The sequence below is a fragment of the Streptomonospora mangrovi genome (assembly GCF_027604915.1).
Taxonomy (GTDB): domain Bacteria; phylum Actinomycetota; class Actinomycetes; order Streptosporangiales; family Streptosporangiaceae; genus Streptomonospora; species Streptomonospora mangrovi.
The window spans coordinates 1-12,060 of the sequence record NZ_JAJAQC010000029.1; the positions used below are offsets into that span (position 1 = coordinate 1).

Sequence of the window (12,060 nt, forward strand, 5' to 3'; positions counted from 1 at the left end):
GAACTGGGCCATCTGCTCATCCGCCCGGTCCGCCAGGACGAGCCCGAACCCCAGGTGAAGGTGTTCCCGTCCTGGCTGCGCCAGCGGATCGAAGCCGTCATCTGGACGCTGAAGAACCAGCTCGGCCTGGAGCGGCACGCCGCCCGCACCACCGAGGGCCTGTGGGCGCGCACCTGCCAGCGGGTGTGCGCGCTCAACGCCGCGATCTGGCACAACTGGTTGATCGGGGCCCCGGTCAAGCGGTCATTGATCGCTTACGACCACTGACCAGGACACCAATTCCCCATCAACGATCTAGCGGAGGCCCCCGGCGGAGCGACGCGCCCCGCCGGGACCCCGCCCGGCCCGGTCTTCGGCCGGCCCGGCGTTAGGCCGGCCGCTCCGCGCCGCGCGGGGTGTAGACCACCGACCGCGCCCGGCGCGGGGTGACCACCTCGCGCAGGGCGGGGTCGACCAGCAGCACCACGGGGACGATCCGGTTCTCCTCGACCGGGTACCAGGCGGGCAGCGCCGCCTCGATCGCGGCCCAGGCGGCGTCGGTGTCGCCCTCGGCCGCCAGGGCGCGGGCGGCGGCCAGGGCCGCCTCGAACTCGGGCGGCTCGGGGAGTTCCCGCCCGGCCAGCCAGTCCGCCGCGGCGGGGTCGTCCAGGGCGTCGCCCTGGGGCACCGGCACGCCTGGCAGCATCTCGGCGAGCTGGGCGGCCCAGTGCCGCCGGGCGTCGGCCGGGGTGGCGGCGTTGAGGTCGGACTGGCTGCGGTCGAGGTAGAGCGGCACGGCCTCGGCGCGCAGCCGCTCGGCGCCCACGGCGGCGGCCACGTGCTCCCGGTGCAGCACGTGGCGCAGGTCGTGGTGGCTGAAGCGGGGCTCGGTGAACGCCTCCAGCAGGACGCGCAGGTAGGAGGCGGCGCCGGAGCCCTTGTCCTCGGCCTTCTCGTAGGCGTCCAGCGCGCCCTGGACGTCGCCGCGCAGCGCGGCGCGGTTGCCCTCGCGCAGGAGGTCGTCGGCGCCCTCGGGGTGCACCGGGTTGCCCGAGGAGCCCTCCAGGGACTCCCAGCCGCGGCGCTCCTCGACCACGAGGTCGGCGAAGGAGCGGAAGCGGTCGCTCAGGCCGGGGAACCAGCTCGCCCAGATGTAGGCGGCCCACTCGCCGTCGGGCGAGACGTCGCCGGCGTCCAGCACCCAGTACTGGGCGTCGCTCTCGCCGGAGATGAAGAGCGCCGGCCCCTTCAGTCCGTCTTCGTCCAACACGTAGTCGGGCTCCAGGGGCTGGTCCGGGTGCTCGTGCAGCCAGTGGACGTCGGCGGCGCCCAGCAGCTCGTAGGTGAACCCGCTGATGTTGGTCCAGCCGTTGGAGGCGGCGAGGAACGCGCGGTAGCTGGGCGGCAGCGCGGTGCCCAACCGCTCCTCCAGCGCCGCCAGCTCGTCCTCGGTGGCGCCCTCGAACCCCAGCCAGGAGGCGGCGCGCTGGTCGTCGGTGACGTCGATCAGGTCGTCGCCGCTCACCCGCAGCATGTCGGCGCTGTAGGAGGACAGGAAGGCGCGCCAGTCCTCGGGGGTGGTCAGCCGGGACGGGTCGGAGAGGACGGCGGGCGGTCGGCGGCCCTGCTCCACGTAGCCGCGGAAGGGGCCGGAGGCGGGCACGATCGGCTCGGTGGAGGGGCGGGCGGCGACCCCGGCGTAGGGCTCGGGTGCCCGTCCCGGCGCGTGGCGGTGGCCGGCGAAGGACTCGTGGAGGGGGCCGGAGGAGAAGAACCGCACCCGCTCGAGCTGGGTGCAGTCGGCGCCGCCGTTGCGCAGGACGCGCAGCCGGAAGTGGCGGTAGGGGGTCTCGCGCGCGGGGCCGGTGATGTCGAAGCCGCGGAGGTGGTGGCGGTCGGGGAACACCTCGTCGGTGCGGGTGTCCAGCTCGGTCCAGGTCTCGCCGTCGACCGAGCCGCTGAGCACCCACTCGCGGGGGTCGCGCTCGGCGAAGTCGTTGGCGGAGGTCAGCGTGTAGTAGCGGACCACCACGGGTTCGACCATGGTGAAGTGCAGCCAGCAGGGGCCGGGCTCCGGCGCCAGCCACTTGTCGGAGCGCACGTGCAGGACGGACTCGGCGACCTCGCCGGCCTCGGTGAACTCGGCGCTGGCGGCGACCTCGCGCACGCTGCCGGTGACCTCGCCGCCGGCGGGCAGCCCGCCGGTCCGCAGCGCGACGGCGCCCCCGCCGCCGGCGCGGTCCGTCCAGGACAGGCGGGTCAGGGTGGCGCCGCCGTCGGCCACGAGCAGCGCCAACTCATCGCCGTCGGATCCCCCGGTGGTGACGGCGAACCGCTGCGGTTCGGGGTCGACGGCCGGCTGCACGGCGTGGCCGCGCCACTCCTCGGGGGTGCCGCCGGCGGCGGTGCGCACGCCGAGGAAGGCGGACATGTCGGGCGCGAAGGAGACCACCGCGTCGGCGCCGCCGATGTCGCGCCAGGAGAGCTGGGCGAGCGCGACGGGCTCGCCCGGCTCGAAGCGGAGGGTCAGCGTCCGGTAGGCGTGCCACTCCCCGCCGCCGAAGGGGCGGCGCTCCGTGCGGAAGGCGAGGGCGCGCGGTGCGGCGGCGTCCGAGTCGGGGGACTCGGGGGTGTCGGCGGCGCCGGGGGCGTCGGCGGTGTCGGGCATGGTGTTCCTCGTGGGGACGGGCACCCGGGAAAGGGGGCGGGGGGCGGGGGTTTTGACGGTTCGGCTCGAAAGCGCGAGCAGACTACCGCCCGGCTGCGACAACACCCGCCGGCCCGCCGGCGCCGGTCCACTGTGGCGGTGGTCACGGCGTTCCGCGCGTCCGGCTCCCGCCGGGGACCGGCCCCCGGCACCCCCGGCGGCCCCGCTCCACGGGCGCGCGGCACCGCCCGCCCGCCGCCACCTGCACCGCGCCCGCCCCGGTCGCGGGCCGGCGGGGGTGCGGGGGCGTGCCCCGCGCGGCGCGGCGCATCCGGGCCGCGCCGGTTAGGGGCGGGTCGGACCGCACCCCGCCGCCGGCCGAAACACCGGGTGCGGAACCGCGCGGGCCGGCGTGCCGTTGGCGCGGGTGACGACGGACGCGCCGCCGCCCCGGCCGGAGCGGGGCCGCACACGGGCGCGTCCACCCCCTTGAAAGGGTCAGGATGGGCTTCAAACGTTTTCTCGCGGCCTTCGGCGTGGGCGGCCCGAGCGTCGACACGGTGCTCACCGGGCGCGGCACTCGCCCCGGCGCGCTGCTGGAGGGCCACATCGAGTTGACCGGCGGTGAGGCCGAGGCCCGCATCGACGAGATCGCCGTGGCTTTGGCCGCCCGCGTCGAACTGGACTCCGACGACGGCGACCAGGCGGCGGGCGCGGAGTTCGCCCGGGTGCCGGTGGTCGGCCCCCTCACCCTGGCGCCGGGCGAGCGGCGCTCGCTGCCGTTCCGCTACCCCGTGCCCTGGCAGGCGCCCATCACCGACGCCGCCCACGGCCCGCTGCCCGGCGCGGTGCTGGGGCTGCGCACCGAGGTGGTGATCGCGCGCGCCCCCGACAAGGGCGACCTCGACCCGGTGCGGGTCTACCCGCTGGCGGTGCAGGAGCGGGTGCTCGACGCCTTCGCCCGGCTCGGGTTCACCCTCAAGCGCACCGACATCGAGACCGGGCACCTGGCCGGCACCCGGCAGGAGTTCCCGCTGTTCCAGGAGATCGAGTTCCACCCGGCGCCGCACTACGCCCACGAGATCGGCGAGGTCGAACTCACCTTCGTCGCCGACCCGCACGGCATGGACGTGGTGCTGGAGTTCGACCGGCGCGGCGGCATGTTCACCCCGGGCGGCGACCTCTACGGCCTGTTCCGCGTGGAGCACGCCGACGCGGACCGGCTGGACTGGGCCGAGGCGGTGGCGTCGTGGATCGACCACGCGCTGGACCGCCACCGCGCGCTGTTCGGCCACGAGCACCACGGCCACGGCGGCTACCACCCCGGCCACGACGACGACCACGGCGGCGGGATGGGCGCCGTGGCCGGGCTGGCGCTGGGCGCGGCGGGCGGCCTGGCGGCCGGCTACGCCGCCGCCGAGGTCATGGACGAGGTCGGCGACCTCTTCGAGGGCGAGGAAGCCGAGGAGACCGAGGAGTAGGCCGGCGCGGCGCCCGGGGCCGGGCGGACCGGGCGGGGGCGGGCGCCGTCCGTGCGCCCGCCCCGGCGGCCCGCCGCCCGGTTCACCGCCCGGTTCACCGCCCGGTTCACAGCAGGTCGCGCGGGCAGGTCTCCGACCACTCCCGGGAGAACACCCGGCGGTCGCCCTCGTAGGCGTCCAGGGTGGCGTGCACCAGGAACTCCTCGGCCGTGCACGACAGCACCGTGCGCGTCACCGTGGTGGTCTGCCAGTCGCCGCGCCCGAACCGCATGGTCCAGGTGGACTCCCCGCGCGCCGAGGTGAAGTCGTCGGCGAAGGACTCGTACTCCTCGTAGGCGCGCCGGCCCACCTCCATGCCGACGTCGTCGTAGCGCACCGTGCCGTTGTCCTTGACGATCTCCAGCGCCGAGCGGTAGTCGACCAGGTCGCGGCGGACCTCCCAGCGGTGCTCGTCGGGCTCCAGCCGGGTGGCCGAGGCGCGCGGCGTGCCCTCCGGCGCGCCGAAGGGCTCGGGCTCGGTGCCCTGGGGGGCGTCCAGCGGGCGCACCGGCAGCAGCAGCGCGCTCTCGTGCGGATAGACGGTCAGCAGCGCGGGCTCGGGCGGCGGCCAGGCCAGCGGCCAATAGGAGCTGGACAGCGACAGCCGGATACGGTGACCGGCCGGGAACGCCTGCGCCACCCCGTTGAGCTGCACCCGCACCCGGTAGCGGCGGCCGGGCTCCAGCGGCTCGGGGTTGTCGTGGCTGTCGCGGTGGGTGAGGTTGAGCAGGCCGTAGGTCACCCGGGTGGCGCGGCCGTCGGGGGCGACGTCGGACAGCCGCGCGGCGACCATGGCCACCGGCCGGTCGGCCGACACCGACAGCTCCACCACCGGCGCGCCCAGGATCTCGGTGCGCTCGGCGAGCACGGGGGTGTTGAACACCAGCGACCCGCCGTCCTCCTCGCGCTGGTCGTAGGGCAGGTCGGGCGGGGCGTTGTAGGAGGCCCACTTGCCGGCGAACTGGCCCACCGACAGCGGCGAGCGCACGGTGAGCCCGCCGCCGGCGGCCTCGGCACCGGTCTCGGCGTGCAGCTCCGTGGCGGGTCCGCCGCCGGCGGCGGACCCGGGGGGCGCCTGCGAGGGCTCGATGCGGTTCTCGCTGAGGGGGTAGGCCCGCACGTCCACGTTGGGCGAGGGCAGCTCGGGCTCGCCCACCCAGCGGCCCGGCCGCTCCTCGTACGAGGTCGAGGGGGGCACGCTGTCCTGCATCCAGGCGCGCAGCATGGGGCCGTCCATGACCCCGTTGTCGACGCCCTTGAGCCAGTGGTCCCACCAGCGCACCACCTCCTGGAGGTAGCCGATGGCCGGGCCGGGCTCGCCCAGGTGCGGGAACTTGTGCGACCAGGGGCCGATCAGCCCCTTGCGCGGGACCTCCAGGCGGGCCAGCAGCCGGGTCACCGCGTTGGAGTAGCCGTCGGCCCAGCCGCTGGAGGCCAGCACGGGGCAGGCCACCGCCGCGTAGTCCTGGCAGACCGAGGCGTGCCGCCAGTAGTCGTCGCGGCGCTGGTGCTCCAGCCAGCGCAGCACCCAGGGCCGGGTGCCCTCCAGCCGCTCGGTCCACATCTCGCGCCAGCGCTCCCCCACGATCTCGGGGTCGGGCGGGCAGGTGCCGTGGGCGAACATGGTGCCGGCCTCGGCGAGGTTGTCCGACAGCAGGCAGCCGCCCATGTAGTGCATGTCGTCGGCGAAGCGGTCGTCGGTGAAGGACGCGATGACGATCGCCTTGAGGTGCTCGGGCCGCCGCGCGGCGACCTGGAGGGCGGCGAAGGCGCCCCAGGAGATCCCCATCATGCCGACGTTGCCGTCGCACCAGGGCTGGGCGGCGATCCAGTCGATGACGGCCTCGGCGTCGGCCTGCTCCCGCTCCAGGTACTCGTCGGCGAGCACCCCCTCGGAGTCGCCGGTGCCGCGCAGGTCCACACGCACGCACGCGTAGCCGTGGCCGGCGATGTAGGGGTGGTGGATGGAGTCGCGCACGGAGGTGAGGTCGCGTTTGCGGTAGGGGATGTACTCCAGGACCCCGGGCACCGGCTCCTCCTCGGCGGAGGCCGGCCGCCAGATGCGGGCCGACAGCCGGACGCCGTCGGGCATCGGGATCCAGACGTGCTCCTCTTCCTTGATGGCGTGCGGCAGCGCGGTGACCTCGCGCATAAGGCCGTGGTCCTCCCTCTCGGTCCGGGGGCGGCGGTCTGCTCGGGGCGAGCCTGCCCGGGGGCGGCCCCGGGCGGCGGGCCGGCTCAGCTCCCGGGCGCCTCGATGTGGTCGAACTCGAAGGTCAGCTCCTCGACGCAGCGCTCGTACTTGGCGCGCAGGGCGGTCTCGTCCTCGGCGCCGATGAACAGGTGCGCCAGCTCGAAGCTGTAGCTGTCCTGGTCGATCATGTCCGACAGGCGCTGGCCGGGCCGGGGCACGACCTTGATCTTGAGTCCGGGGATCTCGGCGGTGAGCCGGTCGATCTCCTCCTGGTCGGGCACCGCCACCACGCGGGCGTCGGTGAAGCGCCGGTAGTACCACTTGGCGGCCAGCGGGTAGCGGCCGCGGTTCTCCGGCATCCGGGGCTCGCGGCCCAGGCCCAGGCTGATCATGAAGTCGTGGTTGGGCAGGCCGTCGACGTACTCGAACAGCTCCGCGTGGGACTGGGAGTGCCGGGCGTTGATCTCCAGCAGGTTGATGTCGCCGGTCAGGGGGTCGTAGAAGAACTCGATGCTGTAGGTGGCGGAGTCCAGGCCCACCTGGGTGATGACGCGCCGGGAGATGTCGTCCAGCCGGGCCACCACGTCGTCGTCCAGCACCGAGGGGTACTGGTGGCGCAGGAACACGGGGCTGCCCGGGTAGTCGACGGAGTCCAGGACCCCGTAGACCACCACCTCGCCGTTGTGCACGTAGCCCTCGACGGCCACCTGCACGCCGCGCAGCGCCTCCTCGGCCAGGCACGCCTGCCCGCCGGCCTCGGCCACCTCGGGCGGCAGGTCCAGGCGGGAGAGGATGCTCTCGAAGGGCCGCCCGATGCGGCCGATGCCCTCGCGGATCCGGTCGACCGCCTCGGTGAACTCCTTCTCGTCCTCCACCCGGAACGCCAGGTCGGAGGAGAACGACTTCACCGGCTTGAGCCACATGGGGAACTCCAGGCCCTCGGGGGGCCGGGCGGGGCCCTCCAGGTCCACCAGGGCGAAGCGCGGCAGCTCGGAGATGACCTTGCTCTGCTCCAGGCGGCTCCAGTACTTGTGCTCGCACTTGACCACCGACTCCAGGCTGGTGCCCGGCAGGCCGTACTCGGCGGTCAGGATCGGCACCAGCATGCTGACCGGGAAGTCCCAGTAGCCCACGATGGCGTCGATGCTGCCGTCGAAGGAGTCGAGCTGGGAGCGCGCCTTGTCCAGCAGCGCCTCGATGTCCACCTCGCCCTCTTGCAGCTCCCCGGGGTCCAGCAGCCCGTGGAACCGCAGCCGCGCCGCGTCGGGCACGTGCGCCAGGGTCTCGCGGTTCTTGTCGTCGAGTCCGACGACGAAGACGTTCTTGTGCTCACTCGTGTCCATCTGGCCTCATTTCCCGTCGTCCGCTGGGGCGCGGGCTACCCCGACCGGCGCGGAACTACCGTCCGCCCGCGCCGATCCAGGGGGAGACACCCGCCACAGCGGCCCCGGGGCGGCGGTGGGGCGGGTGCCCGCGGGCGGCGGCGGAAGGCGCGCACCACCAGGGGAGGCACGGGTTGCCGCGCACCGCGACGGGCCGGTCGCGGCGCGCGCCGGCGCCGAGGGGAATCGAGGGGATACCGGTGCGCGAATCCGCCGCCCGGTCCGCGCGGCGCGCGGACCGGGCGGCGCGCGGACCGGGCGGCGGGGTCAGTACGCCGAGCCGAGGACGCGCGGCGGCTCGGCGCCCCCGTCCGGCGGGATCCGCGCGGCCGTGCTCGGCGTAGTGCGGCAGGGCCGCCTCGTGGATCGCCGCGACGGGTTCGGCCCCGCGCCGCCGCGTCGGCCGACCGGTTCCGGTCGCTCACCATCACCGCATTTAGATACGCGCACGTATCTTATGGTGATATTGTTGGATACGCTCCCGTAGCTCACCGAACGGCGGTACCACCATGGCCAACGACATCCCCCCGCCCGCCCCCGGCGTGCGGCGGCCCCCCACCGCACCGGCGGCCGGCGCCGCCGCCGCGCCCCCCGCGCCGCTGCCGGCGGCGCGGCGCGACCTCGCGCCCGACCTGGCCCGCGGCTTCATGCTGCTGGTCATCGCCGTCGTGCACGCCCACCTGTTCCGCGTGACCACCGGCGCGGGCGGGCTCACCCTCGACGGCACCCTCGACATCGCCGCCACCGCCGCCGTGGCGCTGTTCGCCGAGAACCGGGGCTACCCGATGTTCGCGGCGCTCTTCGGCTACGGCCTCGCCCAGATCTTCCGGCGCCGCACCGAGGAGGGCCGCGACTGGCCCTGGACCCGCCGCCTGGTGCGCCGACGCGGCCGCTGGCTGATCGTGATCGGCGTGGCCCACACGGCGCTGCTGTTCTACGGCGACATCATCGCCGTCTACGGCCTCATCGCCGTGTGCTTCGCGGCGGCGCTGCGCTTCACCGACCGCCGCCTGCTCACCCACGCCTTCGTGTGGATGGCGGTGGGCAGCCTGGCCTACTCCGCCGTGGAGAACCTGGTCTTCGGCGCCGCCCAGGAGTCGGCGGGCGGCCAGAACCCCGGCCCCCTGCTGGACGCCGTGTTCCGGCTGATGACGCTGCCCGTCATGTGGCCGATGATGATCGCCATCTCGGTGTTCCCGTTCCTCATCGGCGTCTGGGCGGAGCGCCGCCGGCTGCTGGAGGAGCCGGAGCGCCACCGCGCCTTCCTGGTCCGGGTCGCGGCGGGCGGCATCGGCCTGGCGGTGCTCGGCGGGATCCCGCAGGCTCTCGTCAACACCGAGGTGTGGAGCGTCGGCCCGGTGGCCGGCGCGGCGCTCTTCTGGGTGCACGTGCTCACCGGCTACGCCGGCGGGTTCGGCTACGCCGCCGCCATCGCCCTGGTGGCGCTGCGGCTGGGCCGCCGGCGCGGGGCCGTCGTCTCGGCCCTGGCGGCGACCGGTCAGCGCTCCATGACCGCCTACCTCCTCCAGTCGGTGGTCTGGGCGGCGCTCATCCCGCCCTACGCCCTGAACATCGCCCCGCACCTGAGCGACGCCCAGGCCGTGGGCCTGGGCGCGGCGGTGTGGCTGGGCACGGTCGTGGTCTGCGACATCCTGCGCCGCACGGGCTTCCGCCAGGGCCCGGCGGAGTGGTTCCTGCGCCGCATGACCTACGGCCGCCCCGCCCGCACCCCCCGCACCTGAGCGGCCCCCGCAGTGCCCGCAGTCCCCGGAGCCGCCCCCGCCCTAGAGCGTGGGCGGTTCCGGCCGCCTCCCGAGCACCCCGCCGGAGCGCGGGGGCCGCGCGGGCGGGGCGGAGTGACGGGTGGACCGCGGTCCCCGCCGGGGCCGCTGTTGGGAGCGGCGCCCGGTCCGATGCGCGGGGACCGCGGCCGCCGGGGCCGGCCGGGTTCCCCCGGCCGGGGTCGGGGGCCGGGGGCTACCCGGCGCGGTCGGGGCGGAACAGGGAGGTGGGGACCGCCGCCGCCATCGCCGCCATTCCCGCGTCGTTGGGGTGCAGGTGGTCGCCGCTGTCGTAGGCGGGGCGCAGCCGGAGGGGGTCGGCGGGGTCGCGCATGACGCGGTCGAAGTCGATGACCGTGTCGTACTCCCCGCTGGTGCGGATCCAGTCGTTGACCCGCTGGCGCTTGGCCTCGTTCTCCGCCGAGTGGAAGCCGAGGGTGTCGCCCTTGAACGGCAGGATGGTGCCGCCGTGGGCGCGCAGCCCGGCGGCGTGCGCGCGGGCGATGATCTGGCGGTGCGCCCCGATGATCTCCTCGGCGCTGACCTCTTCCGACTCCGGCGCGGAGGTTCCCGGGTGGCCGAGGTCGTTGACCCCCAGCAGCACGATGACGTGCTCGGCGCCGGGCTGGGCCAGCACGTCGCGGTCGAAGCGGCGCAGCGCGCTCTGCCCGAAGAACGCCGCGTAGCCCTCGGCGTCGCTGCCCGGGGGCGGGTTGGGGTCGTGCAGCAGCCGGTTGCCGGCCACGCCGAGGTTGAGGACGCCGGTGTGGCGCAGCCGCTCGGCGAGCAGGTCGGGCCAGCGGTTGTTGGCGTTGACGCGGGTCTCGGCGCCGTCGGTGATGGAGTCGCCCAGGGCCACCACCGCGCCGGCGCCGGGGGTGCGGGTGCGCACGCTGACGCCCGAGAGCAGGTGCCACTGCGTCATGGTCGCGGTGGCCTCGACCGACGCGGCGCCGGTGGCGTTGCCCGAGGCGACCACGTTCTCCTGGTAGGAGAAGGCGTGCAGGGTCGTGACGGGGGTCTCCTCGGGCAGGTAGACGCTGACGACGAGGTCGGCGCGGGGCGGGACGCGGAGGTCGACGGGGTCGCTGAGCAGCGGTGCGCCGGCGGGCACGGTCACCGAGGTCTGCCCGTTGAAGGTCACCGCGCGGTCGGTGGCGGGGTCGATATCGGTCCCCGAGCCGCCGTCGCGGCGGGCCACGCGGACCTCGCCGACGCGCAGCGGGGTGTCGCCGAACTCGTTGGTCAGCCGCAGGCGCAACCGGTCGCCGCCGATGCTGGTGCGCACCACTTGGCGAACCGTCTCGTCGTGGAGCACGGGGGTGGCGGAGGCCGGGGTGGCGGTGGGCACGGTGGCCCAGGTGCCGACCCAGGCGCCGCCGCGCCCGGCGGCGGCGGGGCTGTCGGCGGTGGGACTGTCGGCGGCGGCGGGGCCGGTGGCGGAACCGGTGGCGACCGCGCCGCCGAGCAGGAGCAGCGCACTCACCAGCACGACGGCGACGCGCCGCCGCGCGCGGGAGAGGGCGGAAGTGGAGGTGAAGGCGCGGGTGAAGGCATGGGCGGGGGCGGGGGGCACGGTACCTCCTGGTCCGGGTCCGGGCTCAGCCGCGCCGGGCGGGACCGGTGAAGTGCCAGCCCTCGGCCCTCAGCCGGGGGATGACCTGGTCCACGGCCTCGACGGTCTGGGACCGGTCGCCGCCGCCGTCGTGCAGGAGCACCACCGCGCCGGGGGTCGCGCCCTCCTCCAGGCGCCGGACGAGTTCGCCGGTGCCGGGCGGCTCCCAGTCCTCGACCGCCAGGCGCCAGCCGAGCGGCTGCATGCCCATGTCGGCGGCGACCTGCGGGGTCTGCCCCCAGGCGCCGTAGGGGGCGCGGAAGTAGGGGATGCGGGCGTGGGGCACGGCGTCGCGGATGGCGGCGTTGGTGGCGCGCAGGTCGGCGCGGATGTCGGCGGCCGACCAGGTGCTCATGTCGTCGTGGCGCATGGTGTGGTTGCACAGCGTGTGCCCGGCGCGGGCGATGCGCCGCACCAGGTCGGGGTGTTGGCGGACGTGCTCGCCCCACAGGCAGAAGACGGCCCGGACCCGGTGCTCGCGCAGGACCTCCAGCAGCCGGGGGGTGTTCCTGGGGTCGGGCCCGTCGTCGAAGGTGAGGGCGAGGGCCTGGCCGCCGCGCGCGGTGGAGTCCACGATGTCGGGGGTGGCGCCGGTGGGGCCGGAACCGTTGGCCTGAGCGGGCGCCGCGGCACAGAGGGCGAGGGCGACGGTGGAGGCGAGCATGAGCGCGAGCAGTCGTCCCGGCCCGCGACGGCGAACGGTGGTCACAGGATCTCCTTGACCGCACTGGGGGATGTTTTCCGGAAGTTTCCGGAATGTAAGGGCAACATAAGGAGACGCTGGCGCCCTGTCAACGGTCCTTCACGGATTCGCGCGGCACAAGGGGAGCATGGCGACCGCAAGGAGGAAGGGAGGGGGTGTGACCCGGCGGCGGGCGAGCGGCCATCGCACCGCACGACAGTGGTCGAGGTCGGCGACGAGACAGCAGCGGCAGCAGGGGT

The 12,060-nt window shown here is 75.1% G+C and carries 7 protein-coding genes and 1 pseudogene; 3 read left to right on the forward strand and 5 right to left on the reverse strand.

What is annotated here, in order from left to right; genetic code table 11:
• Positions 1-267: pseudogene (locus LG943_RS17025) on the forward strand (IS982 family transposase); the annotation flags it as partial.
• A 100-nt stretch (positions 268-367) separates the two neighbouring features.
• Here LG943_RS17025 and LG943_RS17030 read toward each other — a convergent pair.
• Positions 368-2,647, reverse strand: a complete 2,280-nt coding sequence (locus tag LG943_RS17030) for an SMI1/KNR4 family protein (RefSeq protein ID WP_270073283.1) — start codon at positions 2,645-2,647, stop codon at positions 368-370.
• 482 nt (positions 2,648-3,129) lie between these two features.
• On the opposite strand from LG943_RS17030, the gene LG943_RS17035 reads away from it, so the two are divergent.
• Entirely contained in the window at positions 3,130-4,107 is a 978-nt protein-coding gene (locus tag LG943_RS17035) for a sporulation protein (RefSeq protein WP_270073284.1), read from the forward strand.
• Between the two features lie 106 nt (positions 4,108-4,213).
• Here LG943_RS17035 and LG943_RS17040 read toward each other — a convergent pair whose 3' ends face one another.
• Both LG943_RS17040 and LG943_RS17045 read right to left on the reverse strand, forming a co-directional pair.
• Complete coding sequence (locus LG943_RS17040; RefSeq protein WP_270073285.1) at positions 4,214-6,298, reverse strand: CocE/NonD family hydrolase; 2,085 nt, start codon at positions 6,296-6,298, stop codon at positions 4,214-4,216.
• A gap of 86 nt (positions 6,299-6,384) precedes the next feature.
• Positions 6,385-7,683, reverse strand: coding sequence for an ATP-grasp domain-containing protein (locus LG943_RS17045; RefSeq protein ID WP_270073286.1), 1,299 nt, complete (start codon positions 7,681-7,683; stop codon positions 6,385-6,387).
• Positions 7,684-8,231: 548 nt separating this feature from the next.
• Here LG943_RS17045 and LG943_RS17050 point away from each other — a divergent pair.
• A complete protein-coding gene (locus LG943_RS17050; protein WP_408648602.1) occupies positions 8,232-9,464 on the forward strand; it encodes a DUF418 domain-containing protein in 1,233 nt (410 codons plus the stop codon).
• A 235-nt stretch (positions 9,465-9,699) separates the two neighbouring features.
• On the opposite strand, the gene LG943_RS17055 is transcribed toward LG943_RS17050, so the two are convergent.
• Both LG943_RS17055 and LG943_RS17060 read right to left on the reverse strand, forming a co-directional pair.
• Complete coding sequence (locus tag LG943_RS17055; protein WP_270073287.1) at positions 9,700-11,079, reverse strand: SGNH/GDSL hydrolase family protein; 1,380 nt, start codon at positions 11,077-11,079, stop codon at positions 9,700-9,702.
• A 25-nt stretch (positions 11,080-11,104) separates the two neighbouring features.
• On the reverse strand, positions 11,105-11,827 hold the full coding sequence (locus LG943_RS17060; protein WP_270073288.1) for a polysaccharide deacetylase family protein: 723 nt from the start codon (positions 11,825-11,827) through the stop codon (positions 11,105-11,107).
• Between the last annotated feature and the right edge of the window lie 233 nt (positions 11,828-12,060).